Source organism: Escherichia ruysiae (assembly GCF_031323975.1).
Classification (GTDB): Bacteria; Pseudomonadota; Gammaproteobacteria; order Enterobacterales; family Enterobacteriaceae; genus Escherichia; species Escherichia ruysiae.
Window position 1 is genome coordinate 2,493,622 of record NZ_JAVIWS010000001.1, and the last position, 16,502, is coordinate 2,510,123.

Sequence of the window (16,502 nt, forward strand, 5' to 3'; positions counted from 1 at the left end):
AAGATGCGGTTAGCATCGCATCCGGCACGAGCACAGGACGTCAGATCCCATCCCCATACTCAAACGTATGGTGAATGCCGTTGAAATGCTGATCCATATCCATTGACGGTTTATCGCTGTCTGGTTTACCGACGATACGCGCCGGAACGCCAGCAGCGGTGGTATGCGGCGGCACTGGTTGCAGCACGACAGAACCCGCGCCAATCTTCGCGCCGCGCCCAACTTCAATATTGCCGAGAATTTTCGCGCCCGCGCCAATCATCACGCCTTCACGAATTTTTGGGTGACGGTCGCCGCTGGTTTTGCCCGTACCGCCAAGGGTGACGGATTGCAGAATCGACACATCGTTTTCAATCACCGCTGTTTCACCAACGACGATGCCTGTCGCGTGGTCGAGCATGATACCGCGACCAATTTTTGCCGCCGGGTGAATATCCACCTGAAAAGTCACAGACACCTGATTTTGCAGGAAAATAGCCAGTGCGCGACGCCCCTGATTCCACAGCCAGTGACCGATGCGATACGCCTGCAAGGCATGAAAACCTTTCAGGTATAACAAGGGGGTTGAGTATTTATCAACTGCCGGGTCGCGGGTGCGCACCGCCTGAATATCGCAGGCCGCAGAAGCGATCATTTCAGGGTCGGCGGCGTAGGCTTCTTCAACGACTTCACGAATAGCAATAGCAGGCATAATCGGCGATGACAGCTTGTTCGCCAGCATATAGCTCAGTGCACTGCCAAGATTCTCGTGCTTGAGTAGCGTTGCGTGGTAAAAACTGGCCAGCATTGGCTCACAGTCCGCCAGCGTTCTGGCTTCCGCTTTAATATTGTTCCAGACAATTTCCAGTTCTTCACACGACATTGCTTACTCCACACGATGAGATAATGACCGGCTCGTTCTGCGCGAGCCGGGTCATAGCGGTAACAAAGGTTCCCTGGGTTTAGTGGCTGCTTCGCTCGTCCTTGCGTGCACGACCTAATAACGTCAATGCTGCCTCGCGCGCGTTTTTTCCGCAATATAATACTTGATAAATTTCCTCGGTTATTGGCATTTCAACGCCGAAGCGGTGCGCCAGTTCGCGGACTTCTTTCGTATTGCGGTAGCCTTCCACCACCTGACCAATCTTCTCTTGCGCGCTTTGTACATCCATGCCCTGACCGAGCATCATGCCAAAACGGCGGTTCCGCGACTGGTTGTCGGTGCAGGTAAGTACCAGATCGCCCAGACCTGCCATGCCCATAAAGGTGGCAGGATCGGCGCCCAGCGCCGTGCCCAGACGCGACATTTCAGCCAGACCACGGGTGATCAGCGCCGTTCGCGCATTCGCCCCGAAACCGATACCGTCGGACATGCCGGCACCGATCGCAATGACGTTTTTCACCGCGCCGCCAAGCTGCACGCCAATGAAATCCGGGTTGCTGTAAACGCGGAAACTTTTGCCGCAGTGCAGCAGTTGCTGGAGGTCATCAGCAAAGGTTTGATCGGTAGAGGCCAGCGAAATGGCCGTTGGTAAACCCGCCGCCAGTTCTTTCGCAAAAGTCGGGCCAGAGATAACCGCCAGTGGAATTTGATCGCCTAACGCCTCGCGCGCTACGTCCTGTAACAGACGCCCTGTTTCCGCTTCCAGTCCTTTTGTCGCCCACACCAGACGCGCATCAGGGCGCAGCAGCGGTTTAATCTGGCGCAGCACTTCACCAAAGACATGGCTGGGTACGACGACGAGAATATTACGGCTGGCTGCCAGTGCGGTGGCGAGATCGCTTTCAAGGTGAAGCGTATCGGGAAAAGGCACATCGGGGAGAAACGCGGCGTTACAGCGGTCGCGTTCAAGCGTCGCGATATGTTCAGGGTCATGGCCCCAGAGGACAACCTCGTGGCCATTTCTTGCCAGGGTGATGGCAAGAGCGGTGCCGTACGAGCCGGCACCGATCACAGTCATTGAAGCATTACGTTGGTTCATCAGGCATCCTGATGTTCTTCAGTACCTTCGCCAGCCTGCTGCTGCAAATAGTTCATGAACAGCGCATCGAAGTTAACCGGCGCAAGGTTCAGTTGCGGGAACGTACCGCGAGATACCATGCTGGTGATGCATTCACGAGCATACGGGAACAGAATGTTCGGGCAGTATGCGCCCAGGCAATGTGCCATCTGGGTGCCTTCGATACCCGCGATGGAGAAAATACCGCCCTGCTGAACTTCGCACAGGAACGCGGTTTCTTCGCCCAGGGATGCCGTTACGGTAACACGCAGTACCACTTCGTAAACGTCATCTGCCAGTTGAGAAGATGCCGTATCCAGATCAAGTTTAACTTCTGGCTGCCAATCTTTCTGGAAAACGTGCGGCGCGTTCGGCGCTTCGAAAGAAATATCCTTGGTATAAATACGCTGGATCTGGAAGGTCATTTCGGTGTTGTTTTGTTCTGACATGTGTAGAAAACCCTTAAGTGTTGTCCTTAAATACTGCGCAGTGTAATGCCAACGTTAATACGTTATTTCAGCAGGGGATCCAGTCCACCACGTGCATCCAATGCATACAAGTCGTCACAGCCGCCAATGTGCTGTGCGTCAATAAAAATTTGCGGAACCGTGGTGCGACCACTGCGTTTGATCATCTCTTCACGCTTAGCGGCGTTGCCATCAATCGGTAGCTCCTGGAAACTTACGCCCTTGCTGCTCAGCAGTGCTTTTGCACGATGGCAATACGGGCAGGTTTCTTTGGTATAGATTTCAACATTGGCCATAACTTAGCTCCTGTTTTTTTACCCTGAAATTTCATATTGCAGGGCAGCTGCAAAATGGAGTGTCCCCAGAAGCTTATATCAATAAGTCGCTGGGGGTCTAATTGCAGCTAACTGCCTGCGGCATGAAAGATGGCAGGTAAATTATTTGCCGCGCACCAGAGGCAAGTTTTCGCCAGCCCAGCCAGCGACGCCTTCTTTCAGCACGAATACTTGCGCAAAACCCGCTTTCGTCAGCGCGTTTGCAGGCTCCTGGCACTGCATACCAGAACCGTCTACCACGATAACCGGTTTGTCTTTGTGCTTCTCAAGTTCACCAACATTGTTGGCTTTGATTTCGCTCGGCAACAAATTGATAGAACCTGCGATATGGCCTTTACGGAAGTCATCACGCTGGCGTAAATCCACAACCACTGCGTCTTCTTTGTTGATCAGACGCGTAGCTTCACCACGAGTAATTACCTTCACTTTTGAGGTCAGGCTCTTAAACGTAGTAACAAGAACCGCCACCAGTAACGCGATCCAAGCGATACTCAGTATGGGATGACGGCCAACAAATTGCATAATTTCTTGCATGGGGGGTAATAACTCCCGACGTAGTGATTAAAAACCAGGGAAGGAGTATACCTGCGCGTTGCGGCAAATACAGCCAGCGCGTGCACCGGAATGCAATTTTGCGGCACGCTACGAAAAAAAATCGCAAATCTGGCATCGGCTTGCCGCGAGCGGTCGTATATTTTGATCTTCAGAGGCTATTTTATCGATTCAGCTGTAGTAAAATTACGCAAATTTTGACTCTTGAGTATGAGGTTGTCGCAATGTCGGTTTCTAAAAAACCTATGGTACTGGTGATTCTGGATGGCTATGGCTATCGTGAAGAACAACAGGATAACGCCATTTTTAGTGCTAAAACCCCGGTAATGGATGCACTGTGGGCCAATCGTCCGCATACCCTGATCGACGCTTCCGGTCTGGAAGTCGGTCTGCCTGACCGTCAGATGGGTAACTCCGAAGTAGGCCACGTTAACCTGGGTGCCGGCCGCATCGTGTATCAGGACCTGACTCGTCTGGACGTTGAAATCAAAGATCGCGCTTTCTTCGCTAACCCGGTGCTGACTGGTGCGGTAGATAAAGCGAAAAACGCGGGCAAAGCGGTACACATTATGGGTCTGCTCTCCGCAGGCGGCGTACACAGCCACGAAGATCACATCATGGCGATGGTAGAGCTGGCGGCTGAACGTGGCGCAGAGAAAATCTACCTGCACGCATTCCTTGACGGTCGCGACACCCCGCCGCGCAGTGCTGAATCTTCGCTGAAAAAATTTGAAGAGAAATTTGCCGCGCTGGGTAAAGGCCGCGTAGCGTCCATCATTGGTCGTTACTACGCGATGGATCGCGATAACCGTTGGGATCGCGTTGAAAAAGCTTATGACCTGCTGACTCTGGCGCAAGGTGAGTTCCAGGCTGATACCGCCGTTGCTGGTTTGCAGGCCGCTTATGCTCGCGACGAAAACGACGAGTTTGTGAAAGCGACCGTTATCCGTGCTGAAGGCCAGCCAGATGCAGCGATGGAAGACGGCGATGCGCTGATTTTCATGAACTTCCGCGCTGACCGCGCACGTGAAATCACTCGTGCATTCGTGAACTCTGATTTCGACGGCTTCGCGCGTAAGAAAGTGGTTAACATCGATTTCGTGATGCTGACCGAATACGCCGCTGACATCAAAACTGCCGTTGCTTACCCACCAGCCTCTCTGGTTAACACCTTCGGCGAGTGGATGGCGAAAAACGATAAAACTCAGCTGCGTATTTCCGAAACCGAAAAATATGCCCACGTCACTTTCTTCTTCAACGGTGGCGTAGAAGAGTCGTTCAAAGGCGAAGATCGCATTCTGATCAACTCGCCGAAAGTGGCTACCTACGATCTGCAGCCGGAAATGAGCTCCGCAGAGCTGACCGAAAAACTGGTTGCTGCCATCAAGAGCGGCAAATACGACACCATTATCTGTAACTATCCGAACGGCGACATGGTAGGTCACACCGGGGTGATGGAAGCAGCAGTTAAAGCAGTTGAAGCACTGGATCACTGCGTGGCAGAAGTGACCAAAGCTGTTGAGTCTGTGGGTGGACAACTGCTGATCACCGCTGACCACGGTAACGCTGAACAGATGCGCGATCCGGCTACGGGTCAGGCTCACACGGCGCATACCAACCTGCCAGTTCCGCTGATTTATGTTGGCGATAAGAACGTGAAAGCGGTTGAAGGCGGCAAACTTTCTGACATCGCGCCGACCATGCTCTCTTTAATGGGTATGGAAATCCCGCAAGAGATGACTGGTAAGCCGCTGTTCATCGTGGAATAATCCCTCCCCATGAGGGGAAAGGCGATTAATACCATGACACGGGCCACGAAACCGCGCAGGTTTGCAGTCAGGCCCATCATTTACGCCAGCGTTCTTTGCGCTGGCGTATTGTTGTGCACTTTTTCTGCCCACGCGGATGACCGCGACCAACTCAAGTCTATTCAGGCTGATATCGCTGCCAAAGAGCGTGCGGTACGCCAACAACAGCAACAACGCTCAAGCCTGCTGGCACAATTGAAAAAGCAGGAAGAGGCGATCTCCGAAGCCACTCGTAAACTGCGCGAAACGCAAAATACGCTCAATCAACTGAATAAACAGATTGATGAGATGAACGCCTCGATTGCCAAACTGGAACAGCAAAAAGCGGCTCAGGAACGCAGTCTCGCCGCGCAACTGGACGCCGCATTTCGCCAGGGTGAGCATACGGGTATACAGCTCATTCTCAGCGGTGAAGAAAGCCAGCGCGGTCAGCGTTTACAGGCTTATTTCGGCTATCTCAACCAGGCGCGACAAGAAACCATCGCCGAACTGAAGCAAACACGTGCAGAAGTCGCCATGCAGCGCGCCGAACTGGAAGAGAAACAGAGCGAGCAACAAACGCTGTTATACGAACAACGCGCCCAGCAGGCGAAGCTGACCCAGGCGCTGAACGAGCGTAAGAAGACGCTGGCAGGGCTGGAATCTTCCATTCAACAAGGTCAGCAGCAGCTAAGTGAACTGCGCGCTAACGAATCTCGTCTGCGCAATAGCATTGCTCGTGCAGAAGCGGCAGCAAAAGCGCGTGCTGAACGAGAAGCGCGTGAGGCTCAGGCTGTTCGCGACAGGCAAAAAGAAGCGACGCGCAAAGGCACCACCTACAAACCTACCGAAAGCGAAAAATCGCTGATGTCCCGAACCGGTGGTCTGGGTGCGCCGCGTGGTCAGGCATTCTGGCCGGTTCGCGGGCCGACGCTGCATCGCTATGGCGAACAGCTACAGGGCGAACTGCGCTGGAAAGGGATGGTTATTGGTGCCTCTGAAGGTACTGAAGTTAAAGCGATTGCCGATGGTCGGGTGATTCTGGCTGACTGGCTGCAAGGCTACGGTCTGGTGGTGGTGGTTGAGCACGGTAAAGGCGACATGAGCCTTTATGGCTATAATCAGAGCGCACTGGTGAGCGTTGGTTCGCAGGTTCGCGCGGGTCAGCCAATTGCACTGGTGGGCAGCAGTGGCGGTCAGGGTCGGCCCTCACTCTATTTCGAAATTCGCCGCCAGGGTCAGGCGGTCAATCCACAACCGTGGTTGGGAAGATAAGTTTTGTTTCCATTTCGTCGTAACGTTCTTGCATTTGCCGCTCTGTTGGCTCTCTCCTCCCCTGTATTTGCTGGCAAACTTGCCATCGTCATTGATGATTTTGGTTATCGCCCGCACAACGAAAACCAGGTGCTGGCGATGCCCTCCGCTATCTCTGTCGCCGTGTTACCTGACTCGCCACACGCCAGAGAGATGGCAACCAAAGCGCATAACAGCGGTCACGAAGTATTGATTCATCTACCGATGGCACCGTTGAGTAAGCAGCCGCTGGAGAAAAATACGCTGCGCCCGGAGATGAGCAGCGACGAGATTGAGCGCATTATTCGCAGTGCGGTCAATAACGTGCCCTATGCCGTGGGGATCAACAACCACATGGGCAGCAAGATGACCTCTAACCTTTTTGGTATGCAGAAAGTGATGCAGGCGCTGGCGCGTTACAATCTTTATTTCCTCGACAGTGTGACTATCGGTAATACCCAGGCGATGCGCGCCGCACAAGGTACTGGCGTAAAAGTCATCAAACGGAAAGTGTTTCTCGATGATTCCCAGAACGAAGCGGACATCCGTATGCAGTTCAATCGCGCAATTGACCTGGCGCGTCGCAACGGTTCAACCATCGCCATTGGTCATCCTCACCCTTCAACAGTTCGCGTATTGCAACAGATGGTTTATAACCTGCCGCCAGACATTACGCTGGTGAAAGCCAGCAGCTTGCTGAATGAACCGCAGGTCGATACGTCTACACCGCCGAAGAACACTGTGCCCGACGCACCGCGTAATCCGTTCCGTGGAGTGAAGCTGTGTAAACCGAAGAAACCGCTGGAACCGGTTTATGCTAATCGCTTCTTTGAAGTATTAAGCGAAAGCATCAGCCAGAGCACGCTGATCGTTTACTTCCAGCATCAGTGGCAGGGCTGGGGCAAACAGCCCGAAGCGGCGAAGTTTAACGCTAGCGCAAATTAAAGGCGCTGCGCGTAATGCGATGGTGCGACCGTGTTTTGTCGCGCCATTGCCATAAGCGGAAAGACCACAGTAATGCCTGATAACCCACCTTTACGCTGCGGACATTAGTAATCAGACGCTTATACATGCCGGAAGTAAATATCTCGGCAATCATCCGCTGGCGGGTAATAATATCCGGTTCTTTGCGCACCGCATGGCAAACGCGCAATGCTTCGTAAGTTATTTGTTGATGAAATTCCGGATAAATCATAATTTTGTCGGCATAATTTCTATTTAATTTCTCCAGCAGGCGGGTAATTTTAATATAGTGCCGTTGATAATTAAGATTTTTATTTCCTTGTCGATTCAACCGACTCACTGACGTATTATGCAGATAATATTTATATAACGATTGTTCGGTATATCGCGCACGCAGCGCGTTAAACATAAATTCTGTTGTCCAGACAATATCCTGATGATGTAATCCAGCAATAAATTTAATGTTATTTTTTACAATAACGTCTCTGCGATAAACCCCCATCCAGACAACGTGAGTCCAGCGGCGAGAAGAAAGTCCCATCCGCAGCCAGTCCGGGCCGGTTAATACGCCGGTTGAGCGAAGGCGATCGGTGGGGATGGATTGCCAGGTTTCCCCCGTTTCACGAAAACACCAGTCAGCATTGCACTGCGCCACATCGAGATCGTCCTCTAACGCCATTGTCATCAGCGTTTCGTACATGGTGGGATAGACTTCATCATCAGCATCGACAAAAGCAACATATTTGCCCGTCGCTGCCTCGATCCCGCGATTACGCGCCACCGATGCTCCAGCATTCGCCTGATGCAACAAACGAACGTGAGGAAAGTTTTCTGCGTAATGCTTTGCTATTTCAACAGAATTATCCGTTGAACCATCGTTAATAATAATGATTTCCAGAGCAGTCCAGGTTTGCGCAATTAAAGATTCCATACAAGTGCGGAAATCATCACCCGCATTATATAACGGGATAATAACACTAAGTTTATTGGTGCTGTTCATCATAAATTACCGACGGCCTCTGAAGTTACCCTAACGTTGTACAGACTTTGTATTAAGAAACCATTAAGCCTGTGAGATATTATTTTTACAGGTGAGAGAGTCACTTCAGGCTAGAGAGATAATGAGAACAGCTATATAAGAGATCAGCGCAATTACGATATTTTTATTACACTGACAGGATTTTACATATTTAACAGATTATCCTCAGATAAAAGGGCTGGAATACCAGCCCTTATTCGTGTTAATCCCAGCTCAGGATAACTTTCCCGGACTGGCCTGAACGCATAGCGTCGAAGCCCTTCTGGAAATCATCGATGGAGAAACGATGGGTAATGATTGGCGAGAGATCGAGGCCAGACTGAATCAGCGCCGCCATCTTGTACCAGGTTTCAAACATCTCACGACCGTAAATGCCTTTAATGAACAAGCCTTTAAAGATCACTTTTGTCCAGTCGATCGACATGTCAGAAGGTGGAATACCTAGCATCGCAATACGGCCACCGTGGTTCATGGTGTCGAGCATGGTACGAAACGCTGGCGGCGCACCGGACATTTCCAGACCGACATCAAAACCTTCGGTCATGCCTAGCTCCGCCATCACGTCATTGAGATTTTCTTTCGCGACGTTAACTGCACGCGTAATACCCATTTTGCGCGCCAGTTCGAGACGATATTCATTAACGTCGGTGATAACCACATTACGCGCGCCGACATGTTTCGCCACTGCCGCCGCCATAATACCAATCGGGCCTGCACCAGAAACCAGAACATCTTCGCCCACTAAATCAAACGACAGTGCCGTGTGTACAGCATTTCCGAACGGATCGAAAATTGCGGCTAAGTCGTCGGAGATATTGTCGGGGATTTTGAAGGCGTTGAACGCCGGAATCACCAGATATTCGGCGAAGCAGCCCGGACGGTTAACGCCGACGCCGATCGTGTTGCGGCACAGATGGGTACGACCACCACGGCAGTTACGGCAATGACCGCAGGTGATATGACCTTCGCCAGACACGCGATCGCCAATCTGGAAGCCTTTCACTTCCTGACCAATGCCCACCACTTCACCAACATACTCATGGCCCACGACCATCGGCACCGGGATGGTTTTTTGCGACCACTCATCCCAGTTATAGATGTGAACGTCAGTCCCGCAGATGGCTGTTTTACGGATTTTAATCAGCAGATCGTTATGCCCGAGTTCCGGTACAGGAACGTCAGTCATCCAGATGCCCTCTTCCGCTTTCAGTTTGGATAACGCTTTCATCTCACATCCTCACTCAGGCAATTACGCCCAGTTGTTTACCAATACGCGTGAACGCTTCTACCGCACGCGTAATTTGCTCAGGAGTATGCGCCGCAGACATCTGGGTACGAATACGCGCCTGACCTTTCGGTACGACCGGATAGAAGAACCCGGTGACGTAAATACCCTCTTTTTGCAGCTCGCGGGCAAATTTCTGCGCCACTACCGCATCGCCAAGCATGACCGGAATAATAGCGTGATCGGCACCCGCCAGGGTAAAGCCCGCCGCCGACATTTGCTCACGGAACTGACGCGCGTTAGCCCACAGGCGGTCACGCAGTTCGCTGCCCGCTTCGACCATCTCCAGCACTTTAATGGAAGCGGCGACAATCGCTGGTGCCAGCGAGTTGGAGAACAGGTACGGACGAGAACGCTGGCGCAGCCACTCAACCACTTCTTTGCGCGCAGCAGTGTAACCACCAGAAGCACCGCCTAAGGCTTTACCCAGCGTGCCGGTGATAATATCGACACGACCCATCACATCGCAGTATTCATGGGAACCACGACCGTTTTCACCGACAAAACCAACCGCGTGGGAGTCATCCACCATCACCAGCGCATCGTAAATATCTGCCAAATCGCAAACGCCTTTCAGGTTGGCAATCACGCCGTCCATCGAGAACACGCCGTCGGTGGCAATCAGCACATGTCGCGCTCCGGCTTCACGCGCTTCTTTTAAACGCGCTTCCAGCTCCTGCATATTGTTGTTGGCATAGCGATAACGTTTGGCTTTGCACAGACGCACACCATCAATAATAGACGCGTGGTTCAGTGCGTCGGAGATAATGGCGTCTTCCGCGCCCAGCAGCGTTTCAAACAGGCCGCCGTTGGCATCAAAACAGGAAGAGTAGAGAATCGCATCTTCCATACCCAGGAATGCCGCCAGTTTCTGCTCAAGCTCTTTATGGCTATCCTGAGTGCCGCAGATAAAACGTACTGAAGCCATGCCGAAACCATGAGAATCCATTCCCGCTTTTGCCGCCGCAATCAGCTCTGGATGGTTCGCCAGCCCAAGATAGTTGTTGGCACAAAAGTTGATGACGTGGCTTCCATCAGCCACAGTGATGTCTGCTTGCTGCGCAGACGTGATAATGCGCTCTTCTTTAAACAACCCTTCCGCCCGTGCGGTTTCCAGGTCGTTGGTTAACTGCTGATAAAATTCTCCACGCATTGCGATTCTCCAGACAGGGCAAATTCCAGCACATATTACCCAAACTTATAGGTCGCGACGAGATGACGCGTTAACACTTCTGCAAAATTTAGAATAAATAACGCCCATTACTCTCACTTTCGGCGAATGGCTGAAGCCAACGTCGTGTAGTGATATGATAGAAGTATTCGTGTCTGAGATTGTCTCTGACTCCATAATTCGAAGGTTACAGTTATGATCATCGTTACCGGCGGCGCGGGCTTTATCGGCAGCAACATCGTTAAGGCCCTGAATGATAAAGGCATCACCGATATTCTGGTGGTGGACAACCTGAAAGACGGCACCAAGTTTGTGAACCTGGTGGATCTGAATATCGCGGACTATATGGATAAGGAAGACTTCCTGATCCAGATTATGGCTGGCGAAGAGTTCGGCGATGTCGAAGCGATTTTCCACGAAGGCGCGTGCTCATCCACCACCGAGTGGGATGGCAAGTATATGATGGATAACAACTATCAATACTCCAAAGAGCTGCTGCACTACTGCCTGGAGCGCGAAATTCCGTTCCTGTATGCATCTTCCGCAGCGACCTATGGCGGACGCACCTCCGACTTTATTGAATCCCGCGAATACGAAAAACCACTTAACGTCTACGGTTACTCAAAATTCCTGTTTGATGAATATGTTCGTCAGATTCTGCCAGAAGCGAACTCGCAGATTGTTGGCTTCCGTTATTTCAACGTTTATGGGCCGCGTGAAGGTCATAAAGGCAGCATGGCGAGCGTCGCTTTCCATCTCAACACTCAACTTAACAACGGTGAATCACCGAAGCTGTTCGAAGGTAGCGAGAACTTCAAACGCGACTTCGTCTACGTGGGCGACGTGGCAGATGTGAATCTGTGGTTCCTGGAAAATGGCGTTTCCGGCATCTTCAACCTCGGCACTGGTCGTGCTGAATCCTTCCAGGCAGTAGCAGATGCAACACTGGCTTATCACAAGAAGGGTCAGATCGAATACATTCCGTTCCCGGATAAACTGAAAGGCCGCTATCAAGCGTTTACTCAGGCGGATCTGACTAATCTGCGCGCGGCGGGTTACGACAAACCGTTCAAAACCGTTGCTGAAGGTGTAACGGAATATATGGCCTGGCTGAATCGCGACGCGTAACTATGAAGATTTTGGTGATAGGCCCGTCTTGGGTTGGCGACATGATGATGTCGCAAAGTCTCTATCGCACGCTCCAGGCGCGCTATCCCCAGGCGATAATCGACGTGATGGCACCGGCATGGTGCCGTCCGTTATTATCGCGGATGCCGGAAGTTAACGAAGCTATCCCTATGCCTCTCGGTCACGGTTCGCTGGAAATCGGCGAACGCCGCAAGCTGGGACATAGCCTGCGCGATAAACGTTACGACCGCGCCTACGTCTTACCCAACTCCTTTAAATCCGCATTAGTGCCTTTCTTCGCGGGAATTCCTCATCGCACCGGCTGGCGTGGTGAAATGCGCTACGGTTTGCTCAACGATGTGCGCGTGCTTGATAAAGAAGACTGGCCGCTAATGGTGGAACGCTATGTCGCGCTGGCCTATGACAAAGGCGTAATGCGTACCGCACAAGATCTACCAAAACCGTTGTTATGGCCGCAATTGCAGGTGAGCGAAGGTGAAAAATCGTATACCTGTAACCAATTTTCCCTCTCATCAGAACGTCCGATGATTGGCTTTTGCCCAGGAGCGGAGTTTGGCCCAGCAAAACGCTGGCCGCACTACCACTACGCAGAGCTGGCAAAGCAGCTAATTGATGAAGGTTATCAGGTGGTTCTGTTTGGTTCGGCGAAAGATCATGAGGCGGGCAATGAGATACTCGCCGCACTGAATACTGAGCAGCAGGCATGGTGTCGTAATCTGGCGGGAGAAACGCAGCTTGATCAAGCCGTTATTCTGATTGCGGCCTGTAAAGCCATTGTCACCAACGATTCTGGTCTGATGCACGTCGCAGCGGCACTGAATCGTCCGCTGGTCGCACTGTATGGGCCAAGCAGCCCGGACTTTACGCCGCCGCTTTCTCATAAAGCGCGAGTCATTCGTCTGATTACTGGCTACCACAAAGTGCGTAAAGGCGATGCCGCAGAAGGGTATCACCAGAGTCTGATCGACATTACTCCCCAGCGCGTACTGGAAGAACTCAACGCACTGTTGTTACAAGAGGAAGCCTGACGGATGCGGGTTCTTATCGTCAAAACATCGTCGATGGGCGATGTCCTCCATACGCTGCCCGCGCTAACCGATGCGCAGCAGGCAATCCCTGGAATAACGTTTGATTGGGTGGTGGAAGAAGGTTTTGCGCAGATCCCTTCCTGGCACGCCGCCGTTGAACGGGTTATTCCGGTAGCGATACGCCGCTGGCGTAAAGCGTGGTTTTCTGCCCCTATTAAAGCGGAGCGGAAAGCGTTTCGTGAAACGCTACAGGCAGAAAACTATGATGCGATTATTGATGCGCAAGGGCTGGTAAAAAGCGCAGCACTGGTGACGCGTCTGGCGCATGGCATTAAGCATGGAATGGACTGGCAAACCGCTCGCGAACCACTGGCAAGCCTGTTTTACAATCGCAAACATCATATTGCCAAACAGCAGCACGCCGTAGAGCGCACCCGTGAGCTGTTCGCCAAAAGCCTGGGTTACAGCAAACCACAGACTCAGGGCGACTATGCCATTGCGCAGCATTTCCTGGCTAACCCGCCGGCGGATGCAGGCGAATACGCCGTATTTCTTCATGCGACGACCCGTGATGATAAACACTGGCCGGAAGAACACTGGCGAGAATTAATTGGCTTACTGGCAGATTCAGGGATTCGCATTAAACTTCCCTGGGGCGCACCACATGAAGAAGCGCGGGCGAAAAGGCTGGCGGAAGGATTTGATTATGTCGACGTATTGCCGAAGATGAGTCTGGAAGGTGTTGCCAGCGTGCTGGCTGGGGCGAAATTCGTGGTTTCGGTGGATACGGGATTAAGCCATTTAACTGCGGCTCTGGATAAACCTAATATCACTGTATATGGATCGACCGATCCGGGATTAATTGGCGGGTATGGGAAGAATCAGGTGGTTTGTAGGGCGCCAGATAAAGATCTCGCTCATCTGACTGCAGAGACAGTATTAAAAAAAATCAATTCCTGATTAACACATTATATATTATTTAAGATGGTGGATAAGCAATGTTAACAGCCTCGCTGGTGCTGCGTAATAAAGAGAACTGGAAACCATACTGGAATAAAGCGTTGGTATTTCTCTTTATTGCAACCTTTTTCCTTGATGGTATTACCCGCTATAAGCATATCATATCAGTATTAATGATCATCACGGTAATCTATCAAATTTCTCGTGCTCCAGGAACATTTAAAGCACTCTATAAAAATAATCTTTTTTATAGTGTCATAGCACTGTCGCTCATTCTTTTATATGCCACATTCATATCACCTGACCTGAAAATAAGTTTTAAAGAATTCAGTAACACGGTACTTAAAGGATTTTTGGCATATAGTTTACTTATACCCGCATTATTAAAAGATGAAGATAATGAAAGCATCGGTAAAATTATACTATACTCATTAGTTACCGGACTTGGGTTGCGCTGCTTTGTTGAAATTATTCTTTATATTCAAGATTATAATAAAGGGATAATGCCATTTACGACCTATGAACACCGTAGTATTTCCGACTCAATGGTGTTTCTGTTTCCTGCATTATTAAACCTTTGGCTTATCAAGAAAACATCTTATAAAATAGGTTTTATAATTTTTAGTGCAATTTTCTTGTTTCTGCTTTTAGGAACGCTCTCCCGTGGTGCGTGGCTGGCTGTATTCATTGTTACTCTACTGTGGTTAATCTTAAATCGTCAGTGGAAATTACTGATGCTGGCCTCCATAATTATTACCGTCGCGGCAGCTTGCGTATTTACCTATAAAGTTGATAATGCCAACAAAGACAGACTTATTTATAAACTTCAACAAACTGACAGTTCTAATCGCTACACCAATGGCACTCAGGGTACGGCCTGGACATTAATAATGGAAAATCCGCTCAAGGGATATGGCTACGGAGATGATATTTACCATAGTATTTATAATAAACGCGTCGTAGATTTTCCATCTTGGATAAGCAAGCAATCTATTGGGCCACATAACATTATTTTGTCAATTTGGTTTGCAGCAGGTTTAGCTGGACTACTCGCTTTACTTTATCTGTATGGCTCTATTATCAAAGAAACAGCTAATGCAACATTTAAAAAAGTTGTGGCTACGCCTTATAATAGTCAATTACTACTATTTTTAACTCTTGTTGGTTTTTATATTATTCGCGGAAACTTCGAGGAAGTTGATCTTAAACCAATTGGCTTGATTGTTGGTTTACTGTTAGCAATGCGGAATAAATAAAAAAAAGCCTGCCTGACATTAAGTTCAGGCAGGCTCTTAAAATCAAATAATTGTTTAACCAAACCAGTCTTGCATTTGTGCTTCAAAGCACTGAGTTACATGTTCCCAGCTATATTTTGAGAAAACAAAATTCTGGGCATTTTCAGCAATTTGTCCTCTGTCAGCATCAGCTAAAACTCGCTTAATATCCGCGAGAATGCTTTCAGATGTCATAGGCTCTGCAAGGTGATAGCCTGTAATTCCTTCCAGAACAAACTCACTAATTCCACCTTTTTGACTGGCAAGTACAGGTTTACCTGCCGCCATCGCTTCAACAGCTACCATACAAAAAGCCTCTTCTACCTGAGAAGGCACAACAACTAAATCTGCTAAACGGTAATAGTTATGCATCTGCTCTGGTGACTGTCCACCCACCATAATGCATGTTGCACCAATAGTTTTCGCTGCATCCAGAACTTTTTTCTGATATTCAGCTTTTTCACCTTTTTTACTGGCAAAAGGATCACCGACGATCACCAGTTTGAGGTTATCTTGTGTCTTATTAAGCCGATTAAAAGCCTCCATAAGCATCAGGCAACCTTTATCTGGCGATATCCTTCCTGCAAATAATAGCACAGTATCATTCGCATCAATGTTCAGCTTCTGCCTCAAATCTTCAGTATTATTTTGTCTGTACGATTCAGAACAAAAACCATTAGGCACAATAGCAATATTTGCATCAGGCATTTTTTCCGAATAGAAATCGAATAGAAACTGGCTAGGAACAATTATCTTAGCATTTTTGTCTAACTGACCTGGCTCGAAAGCATTATGAAAATGCATAACTAGCTGCGCTTGAGGACTTCTGTCACGAATCTGTTTATACAGCTTCATGCTATTGTGGATAACAATAACAGACTCTTTCAGATCAGCATTTTTAGGTTGGGTATTTAAAATACGCTGAGAATACGGCATAGGATCAAGTCGAGTCCACTTTTGGAAAAGTCGTTTATAGACTCGACTAAAACTAATGTAATGAATATCACAATTATCATTTACTTTTGTATAGGTCGGGTAACCATCATTTCGAATACAGGCGATAGTTGCTGGAATCGAAAGCCTTTTTGCTACCTGATAAATCCACGTTTCAACCGCTGCAGCTCCTTTTGGCGGTATAGAAAATATTGGCGTGACGGTAAATATTATTTTTTTAATCATTATTAAACAACCCCAATATTTTTATAAAATAACGTAAAAGT

At 49.7% G+C, this 16,502-nt stretch carries 16 protein-coding genes; 7 read left to right on the plus strand and 9 right to left on the minus strand.

Annotated elements, in window-relative coordinates:
- Nucleotides 1–40: 40 nt before the first annotated feature.
- The 5 genes from cysE to RGV86_RS12100 all read right to left on the minus strand — a co-directional run bounded on the left by cysE (nucleotide 41) and on the right by RGV86_RS12100 (nucleotide 3,315).
- The gene (cysE, locus tag RGV86_RS12080; protein ID WP_001277564.1) at nucleotides 41–862 is read right to left on the minus strand and encodes a serine O-acetyltransferase; all 822 of its coding nucleotides are present in this window, start codon (nucleotides 860–862) and stop codon (nucleotides 41–43) included.
- Between the two features lie 79 nt (nucleotides 863–941).
- Entirely contained in the window at nucleotides 942–1,961 is a 1,020-nt protein-coding gene (gene gpsA, locus RGV86_RS12085; protein WP_001076187.1) for an NAD(P)H-dependent glycerol-3-phosphate dehydrogenase, read from the minus strand.
- The gene (gene secB, locus RGV86_RS12090) at nucleotides 1,961–2,428 is read right to left on the minus strand and encodes a protein-export chaperone SecB (protein ID WP_000003377.1); all 468 of its coding nucleotides are present in this window, start codon (nucleotides 2,426–2,428) and stop codon (nucleotides 1,961–1,963) included. The genes gpsA and secB overlap by 1 nt, the downstream gene beginning before the upstream one ends.
- A gap of 62 nt (nucleotides 2,429–2,490) precedes the next feature.
- A complete protein-coding gene (gene grxC, locus RGV86_RS12095; RefSeq protein WP_000024392.1) occupies nucleotides 2,491–2,742 on the minus strand; it encodes a glutaredoxin 3 in 252 nt (83 codons plus the stop codon).
- 141 nt (nucleotides 2,743–2,883) lie between these two features.
- Entirely contained in the window at nucleotides 2,884–3,315 is a 432-nt protein-coding gene (locus RGV86_RS12100; protein ID WP_001156181.1) for a rhodanese-like domain-containing protein, read from the minus strand.
- Between the two features lie 242 nt (nucleotides 3,316–3,557).
- Between RGV86_RS12100 and gpmM the strand changes: the two genes are divergently transcribed.
- Genes gpmM through RGV86_RS12115 form a run of 3 tightly spaced genes read left to right on the plus strand, consistent with a single transcriptional unit; the run spans nucleotide 3,558 to nucleotide 7,358 of the window.
- Complete coding sequence (gene gpmM / locus RGV86_RS12105; protein ID WP_085461460.1) at nucleotides 3,558–5,102, plus strand: 2,3-bisphosphoglycerate-independent phosphoglycerate mutase; 1,545 nt, start codon at nucleotides 3,558–3,560, stop codon at nucleotides 5,100–5,102.
- A 33-nt stretch (nucleotides 5,103–5,135) separates the two neighbouring features.
- The gene (gene envC / locus RGV86_RS12110) at nucleotides 5,136–6,395 is read left to right on the plus strand and encodes a murein hydrolase activator EnvC (RefSeq protein ID WP_016159958.1); all 1,260 of its coding nucleotides are present in this window, start codon (nucleotides 5,136–5,138) and stop codon (nucleotides 6,393–6,395) included.
- Between the two features lie 3 nt (nucleotides 6,396–6,398).
- A complete protein-coding gene (locus tag RGV86_RS12115) occupies nucleotides 6,399–7,358 on the plus strand; it encodes a divergent polysaccharide deacetylase family protein (RefSeq protein ID WP_000483819.1) in 960 nt (319 codons plus the stop codon).
- On the opposite strand, the gene waaH is transcribed toward RGV86_RS12115, so the two are convergent.
- From waaH to kbl, 3 genes are all read right to left on the minus strand, one after another.
- Complete coding sequence (gene waaH / locus RGV86_RS12120; RefSeq protein WP_000982070.1) at nucleotides 7,345–8,379, minus strand: UDP-glucuronate:LPS(HepIII) glycosyltransferase; 1,035 nt, start codon at nucleotides 8,377–8,379, stop codon at nucleotides 7,345–7,347. The genes RGV86_RS12115 and waaH overlap by 14 nt on opposite strands.
- A gap of 238 nt (nucleotides 8,380–8,617) precedes the next feature.
- Nucleotides 8,618–9,643 (minus strand): L-threonine 3-dehydrogenase, encoded by a 1,026-nt coding sequence (tdh, locus tag RGV86_RS12125; protein ID WP_000646026.1) that lies wholly within the window; start codon nucleotides 9,641–9,643, stop codon nucleotides 8,618–8,620.
- Nucleotides 9,644–9,656: 13 nt separating this feature from the next.
- Nucleotides 9,657–10,853, minus strand: coding sequence for a glycine C-acetyltransferase (gene kbl, locus RGV86_RS12130; RefSeq protein WP_001213853.1), 1,197 nt, complete (start codon nucleotides 10,851–10,853; stop codon nucleotides 9,657–9,659).
- Between the two features lie 213 nt (nucleotides 10,854–11,066).
- Between kbl and rfaD the strand changes: the two genes are divergently transcribed.
- Genes rfaD through rfaL form a run of 4 tightly spaced genes read left to right on the plus strand, consistent with a single transcriptional unit; the run spans nucleotide 11,067 to nucleotide 15,264 of the window.
- Nucleotides 11,067–11,999 carry an ADP-glyceromanno-heptose 6-epimerase gene (rfaD, locus tag RGV86_RS12135; RefSeq protein ID WP_000587764.1) on the plus strand — a complete coding sequence of 311 codons (933 nt, stop codon included), beginning with the start codon at nucleotides 11,067–11,069 and terminating at the stop codon, nucleotides 11,997–11,999.
- A gap of 2 nt (nucleotides 12,000–12,001) precedes the next feature.
- Nucleotides 12,002–13,048 (plus strand): ADP-heptose--LPS heptosyltransferase RfaF, encoded by a 1,047-nt coding sequence (gene rfaF, locus RGV86_RS12140; RefSeq protein WP_000699258.1) that lies wholly within the window; start codon nucleotides 12,002–12,004, stop codon nucleotides 13,046–13,048.
- Nucleotides 13,049–13,051: 3 nt separating this feature from the next.
- A complete protein-coding gene (gene rfaC / locus RGV86_RS12145; RefSeq protein ID WP_001264626.1) occupies nucleotides 13,052–14,008 on the plus strand; it encodes a lipopolysaccharide heptosyltransferase RfaC in 957 nt (318 codons plus the stop codon).
- Between the two features lie 38 nt (nucleotides 14,009–14,046).
- Entirely contained in the window at nucleotides 14,047–15,264 is a 1,218-nt protein-coding gene (gene rfaL, locus RGV86_RS12150) for an O-antigen ligase RfaL (RefSeq protein ID WP_085461461.1), read from the plus strand.
- Nucleotides 15,265–15,318: 54 nt separating this feature from the next.
- Here the strand turns inward: rfaL and RGV86_RS12155 are convergent, their stop codons facing one another.
- Nucleotides 15,319–16,461 (minus strand): lipopolysaccharide N-acetylglucosaminyltransferase, encoded by a 1,143-nt coding sequence (locus RGV86_RS12155; protein WP_085461462.1) that lies wholly within the window; start codon nucleotides 16,459–16,461, stop codon nucleotides 15,319–15,321.
- Nucleotides 16,462–16,502 lie beyond the last annotated feature (41 nt).